This window comes from Bradyrhizobium sp. U531 (genome assembly GCF_051710265.1).
Taxonomy (GTDB): Bacteria; Pseudomonadota; Alphaproteobacteria; order Rhizobiales; family Xanthobacteraceae; genus Bradyrhizobium.
Map to the genome: position 1 here is coordinate 52015 of NZ_JASVEN010000009.1, position 24116 is coordinate 76130.

The 24116-nt window shown below is 60.8% G+C and carries 29 protein-coding genes; 22 read left to right on the forward strand and 7 right to left on the reverse strand.

Annotated elements, in window-relative coordinates:
• The first annotated feature begins 287 nt into the window (after positions 1–287).
• From QRQ56_RS30845 to QRQ56_RS30855, 3 genes are all read left to right on the forward strand, one after another.
• Positions 288–1055: an outer membrane protein gene (locus QRQ56_RS30845; protein ID WP_438745073.1), complete on the forward strand. Its 768-nt coding sequence runs from the start codon at positions 288–290 to the stop codon at positions 1053–1055.
• A 385-nt stretch (positions 1056–1440) separates the two neighbouring features.
• Positions 1441–1938 (forward strand): hypothetical protein, encoded by a 498-nt coding sequence (locus tag QRQ56_RS30850; RefSeq protein WP_438745075.1) that lies wholly within the window; start codon positions 1441–1443, stop codon positions 1936–1938.
• Positions 1939–2984: 1046 nt separating this feature from the next.
• Positions 2985–3200, forward strand: a complete 216-nt coding sequence (locus tag QRQ56_RS30855) for a hypothetical protein (protein ID WP_438745077.1) — start codon at positions 2985–2987, stop codon at positions 3198–3200.
• A 198-nt stretch (positions 3201–3398) separates the two neighbouring features.
• Here QRQ56_RS30855 and QRQ56_RS30860 read toward each other — a convergent pair whose 3' ends face one another.
• Positions 3399–3833: a DUF2231 domain-containing protein gene (locus QRQ56_RS30860; RefSeq protein ID WP_438745079.1), complete on the reverse strand. Its 435-nt coding sequence runs from the start codon at positions 3831–3833 to the stop codon at positions 3399–3401.
• A 249-nt stretch (positions 3834–4082) separates the two neighbouring features.
• Between QRQ56_RS30860 and QRQ56_RS30865 the strand changes: the two genes are divergently transcribed.
• From QRQ56_RS30865 to QRQ56_RS30880, 4 genes are all read left to right on the forward strand, one after another.
• Positions 4083–4811 (forward strand): Crp/Fnr family transcriptional regulator, encoded by a 729-nt coding sequence (locus QRQ56_RS30865; RefSeq protein WP_438745081.1) that lies wholly within the window; start codon positions 4083–4085, stop codon positions 4809–4811.
• On the forward strand, positions 4811–5041 hold the full coding sequence (locus QRQ56_RS30870; protein WP_438745083.1) for a DUF6894 family protein: 231 nt from the start codon (positions 4811–4813) through the stop codon (positions 5039–5041). Before QRQ56_RS30865 ends, QRQ56_RS30870 begins: the two co-directional genes overlap by 1 nt.
• A 429-nt stretch (positions 5042–5470) precedes the next feature.
• On the forward strand, positions 5471–5770 hold the full coding sequence (locus tag QRQ56_RS30875) for a hypothetical protein (RefSeq protein ID WP_438745085.1): 300 nt from the start codon (positions 5471–5473) through the stop codon (positions 5768–5770).
• Positions 5771–6084: 314 nt separating this feature from the next.
• Positions 6085–6429: a response regulator gene (locus QRQ56_RS30880; RefSeq protein ID WP_438745086.1), complete on the forward strand. Its 345-nt coding sequence runs from the start codon at positions 6085–6087 to the stop codon at positions 6427–6429.
• Here QRQ56_RS30880 and QRQ56_RS30885 read toward each other — a convergent pair.
• On the reverse strand, positions 6426–6770 hold the full coding sequence (locus QRQ56_RS30885; RefSeq protein ID WP_438745087.1) for a response regulator: 345 nt from the start codon (positions 6768–6770) through the stop codon (positions 6426–6428). The genes QRQ56_RS30880 and QRQ56_RS30885 overlap by 4 nt on opposite strands.
• Positions 6771–7175: 405 nt before the next feature.
• Here QRQ56_RS30885 and QRQ56_RS30890 point away from each other — a divergent pair, with 405 nt between their 5' ends.
• The 14 genes from QRQ56_RS30890 (at position 7176) to QRQ56_RS30955 (ending at position 18299) form a co-directional block, all read left to right on the forward strand.
• Positions 7176–7391 carry a hypothetical protein gene (locus QRQ56_RS30890; protein ID WP_438745089.1) on the forward strand — a complete coding sequence of 72 codons (216 nt, stop codon included), beginning with the start codon at positions 7176–7178 and terminating at the stop codon, positions 7389–7391.
• A 266-nt stretch (positions 7392–7657) separates the two neighbouring features.
• Entirely contained in the window at positions 7658–8137 is a 480-nt protein-coding gene (locus tag QRQ56_RS30895; RefSeq protein WP_438745090.1) for a DUF3833 family protein, read from the forward strand.
• A gap of 175 nt (positions 8138–8312) precedes the next feature.
• The gene (locus tag QRQ56_RS30900) at positions 8313–8516 is read left to right on the forward strand and encodes a hypothetical protein (protein WP_438745092.1); all 204 of its coding nucleotides are present in this window, start codon (positions 8313–8315) and stop codon (positions 8514–8516) included.
• A 361-nt stretch (positions 8517–8877) separates the two neighbouring features.
• Complete coding sequence (locus tag QRQ56_RS30905) at positions 8878–9117, forward strand: hypothetical protein (RefSeq protein WP_438745093.1); 240 nt, start codon at positions 8878–8880, stop codon at positions 9115–9117.
• 115 nt (positions 9118–9232) lie between these two features.
• Positions 9233–9472: a DUF6894 family protein gene (locus QRQ56_RS30910; protein ID WP_438745094.1), complete on the forward strand. Its 240-nt coding sequence runs from the start codon at positions 9233–9235 to the stop codon at positions 9470–9472.
• Between the two features lie 1050 nt (positions 9473–10522).
• A complete protein-coding gene (locus tag QRQ56_RS30915; RefSeq protein WP_438745095.1) occupies positions 10523–11698 on the forward strand; it encodes a zinc-dependent alcohol dehydrogenase in 1176 nt (391 codons plus the stop codon).
• Positions 11699–11709: 11 nt separating this feature from the next.
• Complete coding sequence (locus tag QRQ56_RS30920; RefSeq protein WP_438745097.1) at positions 11710–12243, forward strand: hypothetical protein; 534 nt, start codon at positions 11710–11712, stop codon at positions 12241–12243.
• A gap of 384 nt (positions 12244–12627) precedes the next feature.
• Positions 12628–13185, forward strand: coding sequence for a c-type cytochrome (locus tag QRQ56_RS30925; protein WP_438745099.1), 558 nt, complete (start codon positions 12628–12630; stop codon positions 13183–13185).
• A gap of 23 nt (positions 13186–13208) precedes the next feature.
• On the forward strand, positions 13209–14192 hold the full coding sequence (gene coxB / locus QRQ56_RS30930; protein WP_438745398.1) for a cytochrome c oxidase subunit II: 984 nt from the start codon (positions 13209–13211) through the stop codon (positions 14190–14192).
• Positions 14189–16102: a cytochrome c oxidase subunit I gene (gene ctaD, locus QRQ56_RS30935; RefSeq protein ID WP_438745100.1), complete on the forward strand. Its 1914-nt coding sequence runs from the start codon at positions 14189–14191 to the stop codon at positions 16100–16102. Before coxB ends, ctaD begins: the two co-directional genes overlap by 4 nt.
• The gene (locus QRQ56_RS30940; protein ID WP_438745101.1) at positions 16099–16701 is read left to right on the forward strand and encodes a cytochrome c oxidase subunit 3; all 603 of its coding nucleotides are present in this window, start codon (positions 16099–16101) and stop codon (positions 16699–16701) included. Before ctaD ends, QRQ56_RS30940 begins: the two co-directional genes overlap by 4 nt.
• Positions 16698–17039: a hypothetical protein gene (locus QRQ56_RS30945; protein WP_438745102.1), complete on the forward strand. Its 342-nt coding sequence runs from the start codon at positions 16698–16700 to the stop codon at positions 17037–17039. Before QRQ56_RS30940 ends, QRQ56_RS30945 begins: the two co-directional genes overlap by 4 nt.
• Before the next feature lie 23 nt (positions 17040–17062).
• Entirely contained in the window at positions 17063–17908 is an 846-nt protein-coding gene (locus QRQ56_RS30950; RefSeq protein ID WP_438745103.1) for a cytochrome c oxidase assembly protein, read from the forward strand.
• Entirely contained in the window at positions 17889–18299 is a 411-nt protein-coding gene (locus QRQ56_RS30955) for a c-type cytochrome (protein ID WP_438745104.1), read from the forward strand. The genes QRQ56_RS30950 and QRQ56_RS30955 overlap by 20 nt, the downstream gene beginning before the upstream one ends.
• 8 nt (positions 18300–18307) lie before the next feature.
• Here QRQ56_RS30955 and QRQ56_RS30960 read toward each other — a convergent pair whose 3' ends face one another.
• From QRQ56_RS30960 to QRQ56_RS30970, 3 genes are read right to left on the reverse strand one after another with little or no spacing between them, the layout of a single operon-like run.
• Entirely contained in the window at positions 18308–19225 is a 918-nt protein-coding gene (locus tag QRQ56_RS30960; protein ID WP_438745106.1) for a c-type cytochrome, read from the reverse strand.
• Between the two features lie 6 nt (positions 19226–19231).
• The gene (locus QRQ56_RS30965; RefSeq protein ID WP_438745108.1) at positions 19232–19840 is read right to left on the reverse strand and encodes a cysteine hydrolase family protein; all 609 of its coding nucleotides are present in this window, start codon (positions 19838–19840) and stop codon (positions 19232–19234) included.
• Positions 19841–19880: 40 nt separating this feature from the next.
• Entirely contained in the window at positions 19881–22202 is a 2322-nt protein-coding gene (locus QRQ56_RS30970) for an FdhF/YdeP family oxidoreductase (protein ID WP_438745109.1), read from the reverse strand.
• A gap of 190 nt (positions 22203–22392) precedes the next feature.
• Here QRQ56_RS30970 and fdhD point away from each other — a divergent pair, with 190 nt between their 5' ends.
• Positions 22393–23226: a formate dehydrogenase accessory sulfurtransferase FdhD gene (gene fdhD, locus QRQ56_RS30975; protein ID WP_438745400.1), complete on the forward strand. Its 834-nt coding sequence runs from the start codon at positions 22393–22395 to the stop codon at positions 23224–23226.
• Positions 23227–23396: 170 nt separating this feature from the next.
• Here fdhD and QRQ56_RS30980 read toward each other — a convergent pair whose 3' ends face one another.
• The gene (locus QRQ56_RS30980) at positions 23397–23663 is read right to left on the reverse strand and encodes a DUF1488 family protein (protein ID WP_438745110.1); all 267 of its coding nucleotides are present in this window, start codon (positions 23661–23663) and stop codon (positions 23397–23399) included.
• A 14-nt stretch (positions 23664–23677) separates the two neighbouring features.
• Entirely contained in the window at positions 23678–23935 is a 258-nt protein-coding gene (locus QRQ56_RS30985; protein ID WP_438745111.1) for a DUF6894 family protein, read from the reverse strand.
• Positions 23936–24116: the final 181 nt, after the last annotated feature.

Consider the following 24116-nt stretch of genomic DNA (forward strand, 5'->3'; position numbering starts at 1 on the left):
CGCTTTTTGAAGAATAGACCACCGAGCCAAACTGGACCCCAGGCTGGCTCAAGCCATTGATGTTCAAGCTCAAATCCAGACCGAAGGGCCGTAATTTCAGTCCCGTTCGCATCCGGAATTATGGTCGATGATGCGAGCCGTTTGCGCTTTGCCAAACTCAAAAGTCGTCAGTTGGAACCGGTCAAATGATCGCGGCTGTGGCGTACAGGTGACACGCTCAGTGCGACTCCTAAGCTATCTTTCATCATCAATTGCTCGCAATCCATGTCTGAAAATTGGGGAAGATAATGATAAAAAAACTCGCCATCGCAGCCACCGCACTCGTCCTAGGCACCGCCGGCGCGTCAGCGGCCGATCTGGCGGCCCGTCCGTATACCAAGGCGCCTCCGATGGTAGCCGCAGTGTACGACTGGAGCGGCTTCTACATCGGCGCGAACGGGGGCTGGGGCACGAGCCGCAATTGCTGGGACGCCACCACTGCTCTCGGCGTAGTACTAACCCCGGCGCTCGCTGAGGGTTGCCACGACTCCTCCGGCGGCACCGTTGGCGGTCAGATCGGCTATCGCTGGCAGGCCTCGCAGTGGGTGTTCGGTCTGGAAGCGCAGGGCAACTGGGCTGACTTCAATGGATCCAACGTCAGCATCGGCTTTCCGGCCGTAACGAACCGTACGCGAATCGATGCCTTCGGATTGTTCACCGGCCAGGTCGGCTACGCCTGGAACAACGCGTTGCTCTACGTCAAGGGCGGCGCCGCAGTAACCTCAAACGACTATACCGGCTTCAACGCGGCCGGCGTGGCCTTCGATGGCGCCAGCCAAACCCGTTGGGGCGCAACGGTCGGCGTGGGCATGGAGTACGGCTTTGCACCGAACTGGTCGGTCGGCGTTGAGTACAACCATTTGTTCATGGGCGACCATAACGTGTCGATGATCTCGAACGGTGTGGCTGGACCCGCCGGAGTCGTCACGCGCATCGATCGCGTTGGCCAGGACGTCGACATGGTCACCGCCCGCGTCAACTACCGCTTCGGTGGTCCTTCCCTGGCAAAGTACTGATCTTCCGACCTAATCAAGATCTGTAGCTTAAAGCCCCGGCGTCGCCCGGGGCTTTTTGTTGTCCGATAGAGAGCAGCTCGCGCCGCGCTCCGGCAATCCGTTTGGGGCATTTAGCGATGCGCCTTCACATTACCGGCGGGGCATCCGCCGACGAGTGGTGGCTTCAACGAGCAACGAAAATCTAGCGATACGAAGGGGCGAGGCGGAAACTGTGGCGATGTCTGCTTCTTTGACCCAAAGCGGACGCCTGGGCCGTCAGCGATGTTTTATGATGACAGAAAGACTGCTGACATTCTGACGTATATCACTGCTGGATTTTAAACTCTATTGCGCGACAAAGGCCGGGGATTGGCGTCTATCGGCACCGATCAAGCGAGATGCTCGTATGTCCCTCCTGATCTTCATTGGTCGTCTCGATGCAACGGTCCGTTCCGGCGAAGAGGGGCTCTTCTTCAACCCCGCTCTTGGTGGCATCGATGACCTCGGCTTTAGCGGCGATAAAGACCACGACCTGTCGCACCGCCCGCCTCGGCCGGAGGGTCTTCCATATGATTGCTGGTGTCGCGATAGGTCTTTCTGCGTCAAACCTGACAAGTTCGTCAGTTCAACGGGGGCCGTGGAAGTTACGGAGACCTTAGTCTACGACGATCGCATGCGCGGGCAGATCGACTTCACCGGCTTCACGGCGATCGTCTCTTTGCAAGAGCACCTTTTCCAAGCTTATTCCAACTATATCGGTGAAAGGCGGGCGCCTGTGCGAAGCGATGAGGTCGTCTGGGATGGCCGCATTCTGTTTCGCATCCCTTCGGACCTTTTCGCCTTTCCGATGCCTCGCGGCAGTTCAAGCCCATGGGGATGCGTAAATCGGTCGTTGGCCCATTGAAGTTGATCAGGCGCTTCTCGTTCGATGAGATCGAGGTACGACCGCTCCGAGACGAGCAAGGCGGCCGGATGAAACTTGACGAAACAGCTGACGAGGTGCCTTCAGCGCTGCCGGGCTTGCAACTTCGACTTTGACGGAGCCTGAACTCTCAAATCGACGTATGCTTGCTGCTACAGAGTAATCGTAAGAGATGTCGCCTGTTGGCCCAACGCTGACCTCCACGACCCTCGCTGATGAGGTCCGCACGTGACTCAACATCGCGGCGAAATTTCCTGGGGCGGGCTGATTCTAGGATAGTCTGGGCTTGTGGTTTAAATCGAGGAATCAGTGGGCGCTGGTCAAGCGCTGATGGTTGCCTCAAGATGGAAATCGACCCTTCGAATGTGGAGCGGATGATGCGAATTTCCTGTTATGACATACAAAGCAAGATAGCAGAGCCGCCGGCATGGTTTCATGATGGAGTTCCTCGCTATCTTCCTTTTGGGCCTCGCGAACTTTCGTACTATAACGATGTGTCCGTGCTCGCTCGCGTCGCCTGCCAAGTGTGCGTTAGACCGTTTCTCGTCGGCATTATTCCCCAGAAGTCTCAAGACGTTCAGGAGTTGGCGACCGACTTGGGCGTACTGAACAATCTCTGCGATGATCCGCCATTTCACGAGTGCGACGGTTTGGCTACGACGTGCATCCTCCAGGAGTTGGTGGAAGTGTGGGCGCGCAGGCCTGGAGGAGATTTTGTGCTCGACCCGAGTTCGAGCGCGCCCTAGATCCAGACTTTTTCGGATGATCGATCCTGCCTCACGCTGCGCCCTTTCTTTTAACCGACATGATATTCTTGCGCCGTGGCCGCATATTGCTGATCCACCAAGTCGGCTATGGCCCATCTGCGAAGTTGCGCCGCATCTACCGGAGGTCCGGCTACCGTTTCGAGCGGACATCGCCCTATAGCGCAGGGCGCCAAGCCCGGTGCTCTTGGCACTCTCTACGGATTGACTGCGAACTCGCTGATCAACAGACTAATTTACGTCGTCCTCCGCCACGCGCCTCCAATGCTGACGCAAGAAGAACATCTTAAACGGAGTAAAGAAGCGGCACTCGCGCTTTTGCATGCAGGCCGTATGCGTGAGGCGGTTTCATCGATAATGACGGATATCCTCAACAGCCCGAGCAGCGCATTGCCTCATGAAATCCACGCGCTCGGCATCTGTGCTGCTGCAGCCGGCGACGCAAAGGCGGTGCGAGAATACATCGAAGGCTTTTCCTGAAATCTCTCGGCTCAATGTCCGCCTCTGGCCCTTTGCGACTTCCCCACCCGCTCTTGGCTGACGTCCGATAACCGCCCTTAGCGGACTCCAGAACACGCATCAAAGATATGGGACACCAATCGCCGCGGATCGAGTTCTCCTGGCGGAGGAAGGCCTCCGCAAGATGGCTCGCTTGGAAAGGCCGAAGGCCCGGCTCGCCTACTCCTGAACTCCCACCTTGTGTTTGTAGACCATCTCCCAACCCTTCCAGCCACTGAAAAGTAAGATAGCTACGACCACGCCCGAGAGGATCGCTCCCGTATTGACTGAAAGGCTGCTTTGATAGCGGCCGTACCAGTTATACAATTCGATAAGAACGGCGATGATGTTTGCCCCGGCGTGTAGCCACGCATCGGAGAGATTTCTTATCCGCTCGTCACCCAGGACATCAATGAGTCCGGCGACAGCGGCGAGGGCCGCCGTGATGAGCCCGACTCCCAGAAGATAGAGTGAAGCGGTTGAGAAAAACCCGCTTGAGGATTTGAGGAAGGCGAGATCTGAGACGAGCGTCAGGACGAAACATGCCACGGGAAAGGGAATAAGCATGGGGTGGATGGGATGTCCTGCAATCTGTGCTGTGCTTCGAGGATTCATTTGTCACCTCCAAAAACAAGCAAACCTCTTGTTAAGATGACGGTTCCTGTCGCCTAAAGGGGAAATAGAATCCAGACAGCCGGAATAATTCACGGCGCGTGCTTTGCGTCCGATAGGCGACACTCCCCCCTGAAGTGAGTGGACTTGCGTCGCCCCTCCCCCCGCGAACATCCAATCCGGACTGATCGCACACCATGTTAATGGGGGAACTTTGCCTCCGTTACAGCGTTTTTGGGCCGGAGGAAGGCGATGCCGAGGGATCTCTTTGGACCATTGTTGAAGCGGCTCAGGTTCACCGCGAATATCTCGGAACAGGAGGAGCAGGCGATTTGCTCGCTGCCCTTGCGCGTAAAGGAGATGTCGTCCGGGCAAGTAGTGACGCGAACTGGAGACAGGCCAAGCGTTTGCTGTCTGGTGCTTGACGGTTTTGTCCAGAGATCCAAGGTTGTCGCGGAAAGCCATCGCCAGATACTGTCATTTCACCAGCCCGGAGACCTCCCTGATTTGCAAAGCCTTTTTTTGCCGGTGCTCGATCATGAGATGATCACGCTGGGAGAATGTCGGCTTGGTTTCATCTCGCATGACCCGCTTCGGGAGCTAATTCGAAACAATCCAAAGATCGCAGAGGTGCTTTGGCGCGACACACTGATAGATGCTGCCATATTTCGCGAATGGATTTGCAACGTGGGACAGCGTAGTGCGGTGAGCCGTTTCGCGCATCTGGTCCTCGAAATCTACACAAGGCTCGCAACGATCGGACGAGTGGACGGCTTGTCTTTTCAGTTCCCCGCCACACAAGCCATTTTCGCGGAAGCGATTGGAACGAGCCTCGTGCACACGAATAGAGTTGTTCAGGAGCTCCGCAAGGAAGGGTTACTGGATTTCGAGCGGGGTTGGATAATCATTCACGATATGGAGCGGCTTCGGAGTTTAGCAGACTTCGATCCGCTCTATTTGCACCTGTCCCCCTCAACCTGATGCGCTACTTTTTTGACATCCGCGATGATTTGTACACCGCCGATGATGACACCGGCGAAGAACACGTGAGCCTTGAGGCTGCGCGGCAGGAAGCGGTCAAAATCGCGACCTCCATCGCGGCTGATCTCTTCGCATCAAACGGATCTGAAGTTCGGGTCATCGTCAGGGACGAAAGAGCCCCCTTGTTGGAGGTTACGGTGACGTTAGCTACCAAAGAGCTCGTCAAGTAACAGGTTCGATTTGAACAGGCCGATGGCCCGAACTATCGCACTTCTCTGGTCGGAGCTCCAAAATGCCCCTTTCCCCTGATCCGTCCGGAGAGTTCAAGGAGGTAGAGCCGGAAGCGATCCTGTTCGCGATGTTTAATGGCGACGACCGTATCGGTTGCAAAGTGGAATGGTCCGCGCTGCGCGATCGCGCGATTGCCGACGGCACCGACCCGAAGGACGTCGCGAGCACTTCAGGAGGCATCGAGCGACCATCGAGCGAGTCGCGAGTGAGCAGTTCGATTCAGTCAAGGAGATGCCCTTCGTTTGGGGTGGCACGCCACCGCTGCCTTGACGGAAGTGGTCCCTTCCTGAGCCATTGCGGGGGCGCGGCCGGATTCGACTTTCAGGCCGATACCTGCCAGCCTGAGGTTTTCGCTAGGGAGGCTGGTTGTGATTGCTCACAAGGAGACCTTTAGAAACATCAAAATTGTGCTCGACGGGGCTACTTTCACGAATTGCACATTCGAGCAGTGCACATTCATATTTTCAGGACTTCTGCCATTTCACCTAGATAATTGTCAGTTTGACAACTGCGCGTGGGAGGTCTCAGGTCCAGCGCATAACACGCTGCAGTTCATGGCTTTACTTTACGCCGGCGGCGCGCAAGATCTGATCCAGAGCACGTTCGACAAAATTAAAGCGGGATATTTTGGTGTTGCCCCCGGCGGTAAACCGACAGCTTTGAATTGAGATCATTTTCACCTCTCTCCCGCTAATCTTGCCGCGCGATCGCCCGCTTGGGATAACAAGTATTTTGAAGAGGTCGGCATGGACGAATTAAGGGGGCTTAACCGCTCCTAGCGGACTCCAGGATTATACAGGGCGAGCCGGGTCCGGTTCGGCGGTTACCCGCTGTCGTCGTCGAATGACGGCGAACCTTCGCTTCTCTCGGGTCAAACTCTCGCGATCAGCACGCTCGATGAGCAAATTTGACGCTCTGAAAGCGGGACGGCCATACCTAAAGGTATGTAGGCACTCTTGGCATGGGCTGCTAACTTCCGGCTATGGCAGCGGTGCTATTAGTCGAGGACGAGGCGCTTATCCGAATGATGGTCGCGGATATGTTGGATGAGCTTGGCCATTCTCTTGCGGGCGAAGCCAGCGACCTATCCAATGGATTGAAGTTCGCAGCCGCAGACGGTTTTGATGCCGCGATCTTGGATGTGCAGCTTGGCGCTGATAGCTCGGCTGCTATTGCTGAAGCGCTGCGAACGAGGGGTGTCCCCTTCGCCTTCGCGACCGGCTACGGAGTAGACGGTGTTCCGGTCGACTTCAAGGATGCTCATGTACTTCGAAAGCCGTTTTCGATTGAAGAGCTTGAGCGCTGTCTTTCGAAGCTGCTGGCCTAACACAGCCCCGTCGTCTGCTTCATCACGCGGGCCAGATCGGCTTCCGTGAATGGTTTTCTGAGCAAAGGCAAGCCGCCCTTCCGTTGCTCACGCCCTGAGAGTTGAAGCATTTTCAGCGAAGGCCGGAGACGCCTCGCTCGTTCCGCGAGTTCGTGTCCATCCATTACGGGCATGTTGATATCAGTAATGAGCGCGGCAACGCTTGTGTTACCGCGTAACACTTCGAGCGCTTCCGCACCGCTATTGGCCGGGATGGCCTCGCATCCAAGGTCTTCCAACATGCTTACAAGCACGTCGAGCACGTCGGGGTCATCGTCTACGACTAATACGACACGGCTCATGGGTTGGCCTCTCGTGCCCAACCCATCAAGAACTGAGACGTTCCAGGCGGTATCCGATCGAGCGATCAGGCGGACTTGTTAGCGGCTAACTCCATCAGCGCTCGCCTTCCGACATGTTCAAGGCCGCCAAGCGTGTGATTTCCCTTCCGTGCGGCTTGTATCAACCTATTCGCTATGAACTTGCGACTTTCGTGGTCGCCCCCCACTGACGACAACTCACGACATACCTTGTTTAGAACGACGTCCATGTTCGCGGCCGAGCGATCGTCTACCTCTGGAAGCATCGCAATCTCCATCGCCTTCAAGTAGTCAACGGACCAATAAACATTACCACATTTTCCCGGTCGTGCGAGGAACTTCCCCAGACGCGGATTATTGATCGCCCGCTAAATGGGGAGGAGCGTGATGACAGACAATGAAATGTGTTTGGATGCATTGCGGCTCGCGCGGATGGAGCTTAGTCGCTACATCAATCCGCTCGATCCATTTGACTCCGTTCAAGCTCTGGATCGATTGATTGAACTTCTTGATAGCGACCAGCTTGACGCGGCGTTGGCGCGTATCGACGCCCGCAACCACTTCAGCGTAATGGATTTTAGATACGTTGAGAAAGTGTGCTAGTAACGGCTGACTATCGACCGCATTACTTCATTTATTGCCAGACCGACGTATGTCCGCACACATCGAGCAGCCCTGCACGGCATGCGACAAGCCGCGACGCTTGGTTGCGCGTGAGGCCGTCGCCAAGCGATACGAACTGCGCTCCTATCAATGCCCATCTTGCAACAGCATCTTGAAGTTAGTGGAGCGCACGGAACCGAGCATGTTTCCTCGACCGTAGGAACTCGATCGGCGTCACGCCGCTTGTGGCTGTCAAGGTGGTAGCCATGGCCATAGACGCGTTCGCGGGCACTTCGCCGCTCTTTCTTCCTGAAAAATTCTTCGTTGGCCGCTTGGAGGGATGGGCGGTGCTGGAAAGCTTCGTCGGCGGGCTACTGAAGCGGGCGACGATTTCTGCTCACGGCGAATTTGATCCAAACACTGATACCGTGCTTTTCACCGAGACCTACGCCTTTGATGATGGCCGCAGCGACACGCTGCGCTGGACGATACACAAGCTGACTGAAGGCGAATACATCGGGCACGAGAACCGGCTCGAAGGGGAAGCTGTGGGTCAACAAGCCGGTTGCGCCTTCCATTGGAAGTACACCCGCGACACTCCACAAGGTAACGGCAAGTCTTTCAAACTAAATTTCGATGATTGGTTCTATGCGATTGATGACCGGGCTTGCATTGTTCGCGGAAGTGCCGGGCGGGCCGGCATTCCGTTCGCGACGGCACATGTCACCTATCGAAAGTTCAGCTAGAGACAAGATGGGAGCCCGCGCAACTTCCCTCGCATCAAGAATAGGGCGGCTCCGGTATCGGCATTTCCCGGGCTGTTGGCCGGCGCACGATTTTCGACCACCCCGTATCAAATGATGCGTCCTCCGCTTTGTCATCCCGTTAGTACGCGCTCCTAACAGTCGCGCTCGGGGAACCATGAAGGATATGCAGGATCACTTGGAGACACTCCGTGCGCAGATTGAGCGATGCGAGGCTGTTCGCAGTGTCGCCACCGATCCGAAAAAGCGCGAGCTTTTCGGAAGGCTGGCAGAACATCACAGGGTGCTGGCAGCGGAACTGGCGAAGGCCATAGAAGACGAACTGACGTTTCAAGCTTCTGCGTCTGGACAAGCGCAGTGAGCATTCTCTGATGCCTAAGCCTTCAGGAGATCGGGAACCATTTATTTCGTTGGCCAGAGCTAGGATTGACCGACTTGACGCCAAAATCGATGGTTCGCTTGCGAAACTAAGGATGCAGCGAGCCAACCTTGACGGTGCTGTTGCTCAGCTCGCGCGGGGCCTTTTGAATCTCAGCGATGCGCCTCTCCTTGAAAGCTCGCGTAGTAGCGTACAGCGTCTGCTCGCGGAACTCACCGAAGCCAAAGCAGAACTGGATGGCCTCGTAAGTGCGTTAGAGGAGATTCGCCGACATGACGGTGAGGTTTGAAGCGCGCAACTTTGAAGCTGGCAGCTCAGCCCGATTTTGAGCTACGCTGATCTGATGCCGCGCAGCTACTATCGCAATTTGCTAAAATCAGGTGATTTGAACCTCATCAAGGATGAGCTAGTCGCGGGCTGTCACGTGGTGGTCACCCCGGCGGGGGGACGCCGGCTCGCTGGAAAAACAGGCCGTGTCGTCGCCATGGGCGCGACTGGCAGTCAAGCAAGGGTCCTGTTTGATGGAGCGAAGCACTACACGACCCTGCACGTTCGTTTCCTCGAACTCGTCCGGACCAAATAGCCTTTCGCAACGGAAGCCCACGTGTGCTGCCCTCGGGTCCCTGCGGGTTGGCCGACTGGAAGCCCGGCCAACCCGTGCTTTGGAACCTTCGAGACACCGCGCCCATTAAGCGCCTATGCCTCTATTTCACTTCGATATTCATAGCGAGAGCAGGGTCACGATCGACGATGGAGGGATTGACCTCGCCCACATGGTCGCCGCCGAAGCTCTTGCGCTAGAATCATTAGGCCAGGCCATCCTGGACGATGCGCGCAATCATAGGACTGGCGTGACGAAGGTTGAGGTACGAGACGCGGCAAGCCGCGTGGTTCTGACGGCCTTGGCCGCAGCTTCGATCTTGCGTTCGCCACCATGAAGGAAGGAGACGAATAGGAACTGCCACATGCTGGTTCGATTGACCGTCTTTGCATGGAGAAGGTTATGAACCGAAAATCTCTTCTTCTTACCGCCGCGCTCTCACTGGCCTTGGCCGGCCCTGCCCTTTCCCAGGGCGGTGGAGGCGGCGGCGGGGGTGGCTCCGGCGGCGGCGCTGGCGGAGCCGCAGCGTCATCTGGCAGCGGGACCGGTACGTCAGCAGCAACGGGCGGCGGTCCGTCGGCACCGTCGGGGATGGGCACCCACGGCACGGCAACCGGCGCTCACACCAACAACTCCCCGACCAACCCGAAGGTCCAAGCTCCAACGCCGAATGGGAGCACGGCAAGCACGCCGGCGGCGCCGACGACGGGCAACGCCTCGAGCTCAACCCAAGCAGGCTCGCAGGGCAACACAGACCGGTCGGGCATAACGGCGACCAACGGTGCCAACAGCACCAATAACGGTCAGCAGATGAGCCCGGCGGAGCAAGCACGGACTGGGATCAAGACGCTCCCGCAAGAGCAAACTCCGGGCGCCGTCAGTGCGCCGGGCGTCGGCGTTGGTCACGCAGCGAATGGACTGCCGATCGGCACCCCTGGCTCAGGCACCAGCAACGTCGACCAGAAGTGATGATGTTTTTCTCTAACCTTCGAAAGCCCGCGTCAGGCGGGCTTTTCTTTGCCCGGTTACAACAGAGGTTTCGGGACGCGGATTGTTCAGATGCATCGGGCCAGTGAGGTCTCATCCCTGGAGAGGCCGACCGCCAGCGTCAAAAGGCCGATTGCCGCTGACCGCTCTCGCGGCTCTAGGAGCTACAATCAGCGACGACGCGAGCATCAGCGCGTCCGAACCTTGTCGGTCTTCATCAGCGGCTCAGGCCCGAAATCCAGCGACGGCCGTTTCGCGCTACCGATCGTTCCGGAAATCCAAGCGGATCGCCAGGCTAGACACGCCGGCGGCTCGCGCCCGCGAAGAAATGCACGTCGCTTAGCAACCATCGTACATTCCTCGACTTAAGTGCGAACTGGTTCAGCCGAAAGGACGGAAGATGAAGGCGCTGGTTTGGCACGGCAAGGAGGACATTCGCTGCGACACCGTCACCGACCCTGAGATCCAAGACCCGCGCGACGCCATCATCAAGGTCACGAGCTGCGCCATCTGCGGCTCCGATCTGCATCTGTTTCACAACTTCATTCCCGGCATGCTGCCCGGCGACATCATGGGCCACGAGACTATGGGCGAAGTGGTCGAGGTCGGCTCCGGCGTTGACGGCAAGCTGAAGAAGGGCGACCGCATCGTCGTGCCCTTCACCATCATTTGCGGCGAGTGCGATCAGTGCAAGCGGGGCAATTTCTCTGTCTGCGAAACCACCAACCGCAAGCGCTATCTCGCCGACAAGGCTTTCGGACACGCCACGGCCGGGCTGTTCGGCTACACGCATCTGACGGGCGGCTATCCGGGCGGCCAGGCCGAATATCTGCGTGTGCCCTATGCCGATGCCACCCATATCAAGGTGCCGGCGGGCATTCCCGACGAGCAGCTGCTGTTCCTCAGCGACATCTTCCCGACGGGCTGGCAGGCCGCGGCGCAATGCGACATCGAGCCGACCGACACGGTCGCGATCTGGGGCTGCGGCCCCGTGGGACAGATGGCAATCCGTAGCGCCGTCCTGCTCGGCGCCAACCAGGTGATAGCGATCGACTGCCTGCCCGAACGGCTCAGCATGGCGGAAGCCGGCGGCGCCACCATCATCAATTTCGAGACCGAGAGTGTGCTGGAGAGGCTGAACGATCTCACTGACGGCAAGGGCCCGGAAAAATGCATCGACTGCGTCGGCATGGAATCGCATGTGTCGGCCTCGCTGCCCGACACGCTGCTCGACCGCGCCAAGCAGATGGTGATGCTGGAGAGCGACCGGCCCCACGTGCTGCGCGAGATGATCTATGTCTGCCGGCCCGGCGGCATTATTTCGGTGCCGGGTGTGTATAGCGGCCTGTCCGACATGCTTCCGATGGGTGCCTTCATGAACAAGGGGCTGACGATGCGGACGGGCCAGACCCACGTCAACCGCTGGACCGACGACCTGCTCCACCGCATCGAGGAGGGCGAGATCGATCCGTCCTTCGTCATCACCCACACCGTCCCGCTCGAACAGGGACCGGAAATGTACCAGGTGTTTCGCGACAAACGCGATTCCTGCGTGAAAGTAGTGCTGAAGCCCTGAAGGAGCGAGCCATGTTTCATTTCTCCAGCATCGTCCGCACCAAGGGCGACCCGAAGATCATCGAAGGCGGGCCGAGCCTGAAGCGGCCGGAAGACCAGCTCGCCCGCGCGCTCGGCTGGTTCAGCATCGGCCTGGGTGTCGTCGAACTGTTCGCGCCGCGGCGCGTCACCGAGACGCTGGGCATGGAAGGCTACGAGACCATGGTTCGCGCCTTCGGCGTGCGCGAGATCATGGCAGGGATCATGTCGCTATCGGTCGACAAGAACGCCGGTCTGTGGGCCCGCGTCGGCGGTGACGGCCTCGATGCCGCCGCGCTGCTGTCGGGGCTGACAGCCGACAATCCCAAGAAGGGCAACATCGCTCTGGCGCTGCTGGCGGTCGGCGGCATCGCGATGCTCGACTATCGCGCCGCGCAAGATACCAAGCCGATGCGGCCGGCGCGGGATGCACGGCGCAAGCTGTATCCGAACCGCAGCGGCTTCCCCAAGGGCATCGAGAGCGCGCGAAAGACGGCCAGGCAGATCGCAGCGCCCGGTAAGGCATGACCTCGCGCTCGATCCGCGCTGGCCGCGAGGAACCAGCGGCGCGTCGGCGCGTCCAATCATCGCCTCCGACGTCCCCCCTGCCGGAGGCAGACTACGCGAAACCGCGACCCCGGCGCCGCCGCCCCTTAAGGCGCCGGGGTCAGCGGAGAGGGGACCCTTGAAGATACGCCAGGGCACGGATCACGCCGCGAAGGTCTCGCTGGATGCCGCCGCCCAGCTCGGCCTGATCAGCAGCACCTTCGACCATCGTCAGCCAGCTGTTCACAGCCCGCATCGGCCGCGACGCAACATGCTGCCGACAACGTCAATTAGGCCGTAGGAACCTTGGTCCGGCAAGTCGATTTACGCCTCCAGTTCCTCGATGCAAGCGAACAGATGAAGCGGATGGCGGGTGTTCTCCTTGGTGTTGCAGCCGCTTTGGCGGGATGCCAGCGGGAAGAGCGGCAACTGCGAATCGATCCGCCGGTCGCCGAGACGCTCGACAAGATTGCTCTGATGCCGAACCGCATCGGCGGCGCGCCGCCGGAGGTCTATCTCAAGCTCGGCAAACCTTACCAGGCCAATGCGTACAATCTGAGCCAGGGAAAGCGCCTCTATGCCTGGTTCGGTTGCAAGAGTTGCCACGGCGACGGCCAAGGCGGCAGCGGCCCCGGATTTCTCGATGGCTGGTGGTACTACGGTCCCGAGATGGTCTCGATCTTCGCCTCGATCCGGGACGGTCGGCCGCACGGCATGCCTGCGTTCTTCGACAAGATGACGACGGATCAGATCTGGCAGCTGGCTGGCTATGTCCAGACCATCGGCTCCTACGAAGGCAAGACCGCCGCATCAAGCCGCAACGACGAGAAACAGACGCGGCCCGCCGAAAATCGCGCGCCGGCCAAGCTGCTGTTCGACGAAGGCCCCTCCCCCGTGCATCCGGACCAGGGACCGACACCGTGATCCGCGTCGCCAGCAAGGCCTGGATGAGCGCCTTGCTCGCCGTCCCCCTGGGGGGCTGCGACGGCAATTGGCAGTCCGCGCTCGATGTCTACGGCAGCGCGGCGATTAGCCTGAAACATCTGATCATCCTCATCGTCGCGGTCTGCTCCGTGGTCTGGATGGCGGTGATGGTCTCGCTGATCGTTGCGTTGTGGCGCAAGCGCGACGTGCAGCCGACGTCTTCCGAACCGGCGCGCGAGCGACGCATGACCATGGCGGTCGTAGGCGCCGTCATCGCCACCATTCTCATCATCGGCACCTTCACAGTCTTGAGCTTCATTGCGACCCGCGCGCTCAATGTGGCCGGTCAGGACGATCTGACGATCCGGGTCCGTGGCTTGCAATGGTGGTGGGGGCTCGAATATGTCGGCCCCGATCCGTCGCAAAGATTCGAGACAGCCAACGAGATCCACATTCCCGTCGGTCGCAACGTGCGCCTCAAGCTCGAAGGTCTCGACGTGATCCACTCGTTCTGGGTCCCGAGTCTCACGGGCAAGCAAGATCTCGTTCCCGGCCGCTCCAACGAGCTCCCCATCCGCGCCGAGCGCGCCGGTGTCTATCGGGGTCAATGCGCCGAGTTCTGCGGCATGCAGCACGCCCATATGGCGCTGCTTGTGATTGCCGAACCGCAAGAGGATTTCCAGAGATGGGCGGCCGCACAGCGACAGGCGGCAACTCCACCGATTGACGAGGAAGCCGCTGCCGGGTTGCAGACGTTCCTGGCAAAGCCGTGCGGCGCCTGTCACACCGTTCGCGGCACCGCGGCGGCTGGCACCACTGGGCCCGACCTCACCCATGTAGGCAGCCGCCGCACCATCGCGTCCGGCCTGCTTGAGACTACACGCGGCTCGCTCGCGGCCTGGATCGCCGATCCGCAGACCATCAAACCCGGCAACAACATGCCTCTGGTGCCGCTGACGCCGGACGAGCTGCGCGCGGTGTCCGCATATCTGGCGGGCCTGAAATGACCGGTCCCGCGGTCGCTCCTGATACGCGCGATATCGATATCTCGCGCACGCGGCTGACCAGCACGCTGGCGGAGACTTGGAAGTCGCCGCCCGGGGTCTGGGGCGCTCTCACGACCGTCGATCACAAGATCATCGGCCGCCGCTACATCTTCACCGCCTTCGTCTTCCTGGCCCTCGGCGGCGTGCTCGCCGCACTGATGCGTCTCCAGCTCGCCCAGCCGGAGGCGCGCCTGATCGGTCCCGACCGCTATAACCAGATCTTCACGATGCATGGCGCGAACATGATGTTCCTGTTCGCCGTTCCCGTGATGGAAGCCGTCGCGGTCTATCTCGTGCCGCTGATGGTCGGCACGCGCAACATCGCGTTCCCGCGCCTGAACGCCTTCTCGTACTGGATCTATCTCGCCGGCGGTGCGCTGCTGTGGACCGCGTTCGCGCTGGACATGGGGCCCGACGTCGGCTGGTTCGCCTATGTGCCGCTGTCCGGCCCGCAATACGGTGCTGGCAAGCGCGCCGACATCTGGGCGCAGATGATCACCTTCACCGAGCTCTCGGCCCTCGCCATCGCTGTGGAGCTGGTGGTGACGATTTTCAAGCAGCGTGCGCCCGGCATGACGCTCGACCGCATACCGCTATTCGTCTGGGCCATGCTGGTGACGTCGTTCCTAGTGATCATGGCCATGCCGGCCATCATGATCGCGAGCACCGGACTTATTCTCGACCGCCTGATCGGCACGCATTTCTACAACCCGGCCGAAGGCGGCGACGTGCTGCTGTGGCAGCATTTGTTCTGGTTCTTCGGTCATCCCGAGGTCTACATCATATTCCTGCCCGCCGCCGGCATGGTCTCGACCATGATCGAGCCATTCGCGCGACGGCCTGCATTCGGCTACCTGGCATTAGTGATGGCCCTGATCGCGACCGGCATCCTCGCCTTCGGACTGTGGGTGCATCACATGTTCGTGGCGGGATTGCCGCGGCTCGGCGACAGCTTCTTCACTGCATCCAGCATGGCGATTGCGGTCCCCGCAGGCATCCAGATGTTCTGCTGGCTGGCCACGCTGTGGGATGGCAGGCCAGTGTTCAGAACACCCCTGCTGTTCATCATTGGGTTCATCGTGACCTTCGTCATCGGCGGGTTGACGGGGGTGATGGTCGCGTCGGTCCCGTTCGATACCCAGGTGCACGATACCTATTTCGTCGTCGCGCACTTCCATTACGTGCTGATCGGCGGCGCCGTGTTTCCCTTGCTCGGGGCCGTCCACTATTGGTTTCCAAAGCTGACCGGGCGCTTGATGAGCGAAACACTCGGGCGGTGGTCGTTCTGGCTGATCATCGTCGGTTTCAACGCGACCTTCTTTCCGATGCACATCCTCGGGCTCGAAGGCATGCCGCGCCGGGTTTACACCTACCAACCCGATATGCCCTGGCACGGCCTCAATGTGTTCGTCAGCCTCAGCTCTGTCGTGCTCACGATCGGCTTCCTGCTGTTCTTCATCAATGTCCTCAAGAGCGCGCGCTTGGGCGAGGTTGCGCAAGACAATCCCTGGGATGCGCCGACTCTGGAATGGGCCACGACATCCCCGCCTCCCAGCTACAATTTCCCGATGATCCCGGTCGTCGGCAGCCTGCATCCGTTGTGGGACGATCGAGATACGCTGCCCGTCGTCGATGGCTTGCGGACTGATCGACGCGAACTGATCGTCACCACGCTTGCGGGCGCGGAGCCGCAGGCGCGCGAAGCCTCGCCACGAAACTCGATCTGGCCGCTGCTGGCAGCGGCCGCGACCACGATCATGCTGATCTGGTCGATCTTCTCGCCCTGGGCCGTCGTTTGGGGGGCCATTCCGATCGCCATCGCGCTGATCGGCTGGTTCTGGCCCAAGGGCACGCCGGAGGACGAGTCATGAGAGAGAAGATCGTGCTCGACCTCGGCCGCCTGCCACTGCACGGCATGGGCACGGCGAGCGTCACCTGGTGGGGCACGCTGGCCTTCATGCTGATCGAAGGCACCGGCTTCGCCCTCACGATCGCCGTCTATATCTATCTGATGAGTCTGGCCACGGTCTGGCCGATCAACGCGCCGCCTCCGGACCTGCTCCCCGGCACGCTGGTGACATTGATCCTCGGGATCAGCCTCCTACCGAACATCCTGATCTCGCGCTGGGCCGAGCACCAGGATCTGGGCAAGGTGCAGATCGGGATGGTGATCATGTCGATCTTCGGTATCGTCCCCCTGATCGTGCGCATCTTCGAGTTTCCGGCCCTGAAGGTCAGCTGGGACAGCAACGCCTATGGCTCCGTCGTGTGGGTACTGCTCGGTCTCCATACCACGCACATCATCACCGATCTCGTCGATACGCTGGTCCTGGCGGTGCTGATGTTCACGCGGCACGGCCCGAACCGGCGCAGGTTCGGCGACGTCCAAGACAACGCCATGTATTGGAACTTTGTCGTTGCGACCTGGCTTCCGATTTATGGCTGCATCTATTGGCTGGCACGAGTATGAACGCGTCAAGGTTCGTCAACCATCTCTCGATCTGGGCGGGTCTCTGGTTCGCCGCCCTGGTCTGGGCCGTGAACATGCAGCTCGGGCAGATCCTGCCCTACGCGGACTGCGGGTCTAAGCTGCCTTTGTCAGCCGTCATCTCGTTCGCCGGCGCCGCGCTCACGTCGGCGTCGGGCCTCGCCTCCTGGTGGTCTCTGCGCCGCGTCACCGGCGAGGCCGCCGAGCAAAGGAACGCCAATCTTGGGCGGATCGTCAGCGCGCTCTCCGCCGGCCTCTTCACCCTCGCGCTGCTGATGCAGGGCGTCGCAGCCGTGGTGTTGAGCGGATGCGAAAAATAGGCCTTGCAACGATTGCCTGCTCGATGCCGCACGCGGTCTACGCCCATGGCGCAGCGGAGGCTGCGGCGCCGAGCTGGACGTTCGATCTGTGGATCGTCGCGCCGCTCATCAGTTTTGGACTCATGTACGGCATCGGTCGGCTGATCCTGGCGACAAAAGGCCGCAAACGTATATGGCAGGACGTCGTTTGCGCTGCAGGCTGGCTGACGCTGGCCGCCGCGCTGGTGTCGCCGCTGCATTGGCTCGGAGAGCGCCTCCTCTCTTTCCACATGATCGAGCACGAAATCCTGATGGCCGTGGCGGCGCCCCTGCTGGTGATTGCGCGTCCGGTGGGACCGCTGCTCTGGGGCCTGCCGCGACGGCTGAGGCTGACGACCGGCCGCACCATGCGGCATCCGCTCTCGACGAAGCTGTGGGCCGTCCTGGGCGCGGGCCGCAATGCGACGCTGCTGCACGGGATCGCGATCTGGGCCTGGCACGCGCCGGCGCTGTTCGATGCTGCCGTCGAGAATATCCTCCTGCATCGCCTGCAACATCTGAGCTTCTTCCTGACCGCGATCCTGTTCTGGTGGTCGGTATTTAGGCGCAGCGACACCGGCAGCGCCGCTTGGCATGTGTTCGTCACCATGCTGCACACCAGTATCCTCGGCGCTTTGATGGCATTGGCCCCGCACCTGCTCTACCGGCAGCAGGCGGACGCCGCAGCCGCCTGGGGTTTGACGCCGCTCGAGGACCAGCAATTGGCCGGGATCATCATGTGGGTGCCGGCCGGAACGATCTATGCGGGCGCCGCGCTCGCGCTGATCGCGCTCTGGATCCGGCGGGCCGGTCAACACAAGGAGAGAGCCGATGCGCTTCACGCTCTCTAAGTGGACGGCCCTCGCGATAACGACGGCCGGCCTCATCGGTGCCACAGCTGTCGGAGCGGGCTTCGCGTGGAGCGAGCGCCAGCAGAGGGAAGATATCGCCCGCGCCATGACCGGGGGCGATCCGTCCCGCGCGCCTGAATTGATCCGCCGCTATGGCTGCGCGGGTTGCCACAGCATCTCGGGCATTCCCGGCGGCGACGGAAAGGTCGGTGGTCCGCTCGACGGCCTCCGCGCGCGCGTCTACATCGCCGGCGTTGCGAACAACACGCCGGACAATCTGATTCAATGGATCGTGACGCCACAGGCGTTCTCGCCCCGCACGGCGATGCCTGCCACCGGCATCACGGAAAAAGAGGCGCGCGACGTCGCCGCCTACTTCTATGCGCAATGAAGCCTTGCTCAAGGCCTGGGCGTCGGCCGCGACGGCAAGGATTTCACGAAAGAGGCAAGTGCCTCCCGGTCGCTTTCAGGCAGCACGGCGAGATTGGCGACCACGTCGGACATCGACGAGCCGACGCGGCCGTGGTTTGGCGTGATCCCCGTTTTCAGCATCGCCGCCAATTGGGCTTCCGACCAGTCGCCGAGACGCATCGCCGTGATGTTCGGATAGAAGCCGGTGCCGGCGGGATCCTGCCCGCCGGCATAGCGCGTGCTCGGCTTGATCCCACCCAGCATGTCGCGCGAGGAATGGCATTCCGCGCAGTGGCCGAGCGCCTCTGCCAGATAGCGCCCACGATTCCACTTCTCGTCTCGCGCCGGATCTGGCGCGATCGGGCCCGGCTTGAAGTACAGCATCTTCCAGAATGCCACGAAGCGCCGAATGCGAAATATCGGATTGATCTCGTGCTCCGGGGGCCGCCCCTTCACTGCAGGCAGCGTGCGCAAATAAGCCGAGAGATCCCTGACGTCCTCAGGGCGCATATGCGTGAAGCTAACGTAGGGAAAAACCGGATAATAGTGGCTTCCATCCGGAGACACGCCGCGCAGCAGCGCGTTGGCGAGATCTTCGGCGGTCCAGTTTCCGATACCGTCGGTTCGGTCGGGAGAGATGTTGGGCGCGCGAAACGTTCCGTATGGCGAGGCCAATGCTATCCCGCCGCCAAGACGCAAACGATCAGACTGGCCCGGCGAGGCATGGCAGGAGGCGCAATCGCCAGCCGCGAAAACGAGCCTGCCGCGCTCGGGATCCCCTTCCGTCTCGGATACGACCCGCGCTTCCGCCGCGGTGATCCGCTGCGGCGTGCTCACCCACCACACGCCGGCCATTGCGGCGCAGCTGGCGAGGATCGCAGAGATCAGCAAGAGGCGCCCGCGCATCCCATTCTACTCCCGCCAGAACTCCGCAAGCTCTTCTGCGGTCACCAGATCCACCTGACCATGAAAGCGGGTGCGGTACATCGTCATGAGCGCGTCGTGGCCGACGTCGGACGAGCTGCACAGCGCGTCCTCGACGATAACAATCCGGAAGCCGAGATCGACCGCGCTCATGACTGTCGACAGGACGCAGACGTCGGTTTCGGCGCCTGAAACCACGATCGTGCCGACGTTCTTTTCGATCAGCAGGCGCGCAAGGCCGGGATTGCTGAATGCGGAATACGCCGGCTTGTCGATGAGGGAAGCCGGCGGCACGAACCGGTTCAGGACCGGCACGAGTTCGAGTGCCGACGGCGGAAGATGCCTGCGGGTCGCCTGATGCCAGTGCCGGAAATAGCTCTGCCATTGGCCGGGCCGATCCTGGGGGTTCTCCGGCGTGACGAAGCGCGTGAAGATCGTTCTCGCTTCGCACCGCTCAACCATCGAGATGATCGTCGGCAGGACACGCTCCATCCAGGGAGTCGCCCAAAGGCCGCCAGGAGCGAAAATGTTCTGCATGTCGATGCACAAATGAACGGCGTCTCTGATCTCGGCAATTTCCGAGGCGCTGTCTCTCATGGTCCTCCGGTCCTGATATTGCTGTCGTCACCCAACGGCTTCACGACGCCGAGACCGGCGCCTCTCCGGCCTCCACCGTCTCGACCATGGTATCCTTGAACAGGCGTACCGGAACGGATTTGGCCGCCGGAACCTTGCTGCCCTCCGCATAGTGCCAAAGCGGTATCAGAACGTTGCACTCCGGAAAATATCCCGCAAGGCTCCTGCGCGGGATGCCGTAGGGGACGACTTGAAGTTCGTCCAAGCTGCGCTCGACGCCATCCCCCGCCTCCGTCACCAGCGTGACGGTGTCTCCCGATGTCAGCCCTTCATCCTCCATGTCGACAGGGTTCATGAAGACGACATAGCGACCGCCCGTGATGCCGCGGAAGCGGTCGTCTTCGCTGTAGATCGTCGTATTGAACTGTCCATCAGCGCGCAGCGTCATCAACTCGTAGACGCCGTCGCTCTCGGGCGGCGGCGCAAAGGCCGACTTAGGAACGGTGAAGTTCGCCTTGCCGTTCGGCGTTTTCCACTTTCGCTCGCGAGCCCCAAGCGGCCGCGGAAAACCGCCGGGCTCGAACATGCGCTTGTTGAAGTCCTTGAACTGGTCGGGATAGGTCCGCTCGATCGCGTCCCGCACTTTCGAATAATCGCCGACCCATGCGTCCCAATCGAGCTTCGGATTTGGCTTCAAGGTCGCTTTCGCCAGCGCGGCAACGATCGCCGGCTCGGATAGGAGATGGTCGGCCACGGGCTTGCGCTGCCCCCGCGAGCCGTGGATGCAGGCCGTCGAATCCTCCATCGACACGGCCTGCTCGCCGCTTTCCTGCCGGTCGATCTCGATCCGGCCAAGGCATGGCAGGAGGTAAGTCACCTCGCCCGGCACGAGGTGGGTGCGGTTGAGCTTGGTCGCGATCTGCACGGACAAGCGAAGGCCGGACCATGCGGGCTCCATCAATGACCGCTCGGGAACAGCGCGCAAAAAATTGCCGCCCAGACTGACGAATCCGCGAATGTTGCCCTTCAGGATGCCCTCGCAGGCATCGACAGTGGAAACCCCGTCCCACCGCGGCGGCTCGAAATGATAGAGTTCGGCGAGCTTGTCGAGCGGCACCAGCTTGGTCTTCTCGGAGATGCCGACCGTGCGCTGGCCCTGGACGTTGGAGTGGCCGCGGATCGGCGAAATCCCCGCACCGGGCTTGCCGATATTGCCGCGGAGCAGCAGCAGGTTGATGATCATCTTCGCGGTCTCGACGCCGTGCTTGTGCTGGGTGATGCCCATTCCGTAATTGGCGATCACGGCGTTGGCGGCTATGTAGGTATCTGCGACCTCGCGCAGGGCCATGCGGGTGAGGCCCGACGCGCGCTCGATCTCCTCCCAACCCTGCGCCCGGCAGAAGGCAGCGAATTCCGCAAAGCCGGCACAGTGGTCCTGAATGAACGCGACATCGACGACCCGCGCAGCCCCATTGTCACGGGCGAGGTCGTCCGCCTCGATCACCCATTTGCAAATCCCGGTGATGGCGGCGGCATCGCCGCCGACCCGCACCTGATAATATTGCGAGCTGATGCGCGTGCCGCCGGCGATCATCTGTACCGGATTTTGCGGATTGACGAAGCGCTCGAGGCCGCGCTCGCGCAGTGGATTGAAGGTCACGATCGGCACGCCGCGCTGCGCCGCCTCCTGCAACGGATGCAGCATGCGCGGCGCGTTGGTCGTTGTGTTGTGCCCGAAGAAGAAGATGCAATCGGTGGTCTCGAAATCCTCCAGCAGCACAGTGCCGACGGGAACTCCGATGACCTCCGGCAACGCCACGGAGGTACTTTCGTGGCACATGTTGGAGCTATCGGGAAAATTGTTGGTCCCGTACATGCGACCGAACAATTGGTACATGTAGCTGGTTTCGAGCGAAGCGCGGCCAGATGTGTACATCACGACCGAGCGGGGATCGAGCCGGGTCAGCTCTGCGCCGATATCACGAAAAGCCTCGTCCCAACCGACCGGCAGATATTTGTCGCTCCCTATGTCGTAACGCATCGGCGTGGTCAGGCGGCCCTGCTCTTCCAGCTGGTGATCCGACCAGGTCTGCAGCTCTGCCAGCGTGTGCTGCGCGAAGAACTCCGAGGTCACGGTCTTGCTAGTCGCTTCCCAAGCAGTCGCCTTGGCGCCGTTCTCGCAAAACTCGAATGGTCGCGGCTTGGCCGGTTTGGCCCAGGAGCAGCTCACGCACATGAACCCATCGGGCTTATTCTGCTTGAGCAGGATTTCGCTGCCCAGGATGGCGACCCCCTCCTGCGTCAGGATATGAGCAACGGCGTTGAGCGAGCCCCAGCCGCCTGCCGGAGCTTCATAGTTCTCGACCTTGGCCTTTTGCCGCATGACGCTTCCTTCGATCTTAGACCGCACCCGTAGGCCTGCAGCCAAAACCCGGGCTGCCATCGCAAGTTCCTAAGGGTTAGGAACGTTGCCTCGGCTCGCGCGTCATGACGTCACTAAAGGACGAGCATTCATGCACGGCATTCAATTCGGCGCACGCGATCGCGCTTCAACGGCCCTCGCCTCGGTCGCGATGGCTCGGCTCACGTCGGGCGGCGCGCGCGATACTCGCATCGTGGCGGAGGAATGCCCGGTGGCGCTCGTCTACGACGGCACGACCATTGCAGTCCTGATGGCGAGTCCCGCCGATCTGACCGACCTCGCGCGGGGATTTAGCCTCACAGAGGGAATCATCGGGGACATCGGCGAGATCGAGGAACTCACCGTCGTTCCCGGTCCCGACGGCATCGAACTTCGCCTATGGCTCAGACCGGACGCGGGACGCCAGTTGAAGGAGCGACGGCGGCAGCTTGTGGGACCGACCGGCTGTGGCCTGTGCGGCATCGACAGCCTGCGCGAAGCGAGCCGGGCCGTCCGGTCCGTCGAACATCCGACAGGCCTTTCACCAGAACAGATCGGTACAGCGATCGCAGCCCTTACGGGGGCGCAGTCCCTCAACCATGCGACTCACGCCACGCATGCGGCGGGTTTTTTCCAGCCCGACAGCATGAGCATGACAGTGCGCGAAGACGTGGGCCGCCACAATGCGCTCGACAAGCTCGCCGGCGCACTCGCGGTGGAAGGCCTGTCCGGACGCACGGGCGCCGTGATACTAACTAGCCGGATATCTGTCGAATTGGTACAAAAGACGGCGGCGATCGGCGCCGGTGTGGTTGTTGGCATGTCTGCGCCTACCGCACTTGCCATACGCACGGCGCAAGCAAGCGGTATCACGGTCGTCGGGATCGCGCGAGGCAACGAATTCGAGATCTTCAGCCATCCGGCGCGGGTTTGCCGACATGGCGCGCGCGACCGTGTTCAACTTCAATCCGAGTGGCCGCTCGCCGGGCGAGGTCGCGCATGTTGACCAACCTTCTCCTGACCAACCTCCGCCTCCAGGCGATCCCTACTGCTGAGGTGCGGCACGATTGGCACTGTTGATCGCCCTGATAGCCGATCGGTCGGTCCCCGGTCCCTTTTTGCGAAACCGCATCGGTTGACTTCGGAGCGGTTGAAGGCCGTCAAGAGTCCGATGAGTCAGGGCGTGAGATGCTCAGATCTGACCACCGGCATCTGCCTGCCTGCGTCGAACTGATCGCTCGCTATTCGCTCGATCGTATGCCGATGTCGTTTGAACGTCTCAGCGATGTCGTTCCCTTCAGTGCCGTCAGCCATTGCGCGATCCTGCAAAGCCGCCCAATCGACCCTGCACGCGATCCGATCGTTACCATTGAACATCACGAACAGAATGGCTTCTGGCTTTGCTTGTTCGAAGCGGCCGGAGGGGTCGGCGGTTAAGGGCATCTCGGCTTCTTTCCTCAAGACAGAGTTTTGCTTGTCCCCATCGGCGTTGCAGCGGTGATTTGAACCGTCGCCGACACGCTCATCACGTGAACCTCCGTCGTTCGCACGAGGACCGATAGCGTCTCCGTTAGCTCCGACGGGCTATAATCGCGTATCCCCTCCGCCAAATATCTCATGGCGGCGTCGCGGGCTGATGCGATGCTTGGAAGGTCTTCCCCGTCGTCGTCAATGATGACGCCGGCGGAGTCCTTATAATCGAAATAGAAGTGCATGCGGGCCAACCTTCGCGTCGCCCTGCCGTTCCTATCCTGGATCGAAGACGATCCAGGCGGACCAGCTGCGCTTACTCAAATTTAGCCTTTCGCCGGCGAGCGGTAGAGGGTAGCCGAGCGGGGAAGCCGAAAATCTATGGCGAGCCCCTGCGCCAATCGGCGAAGCGTGCAAGTTGCACCT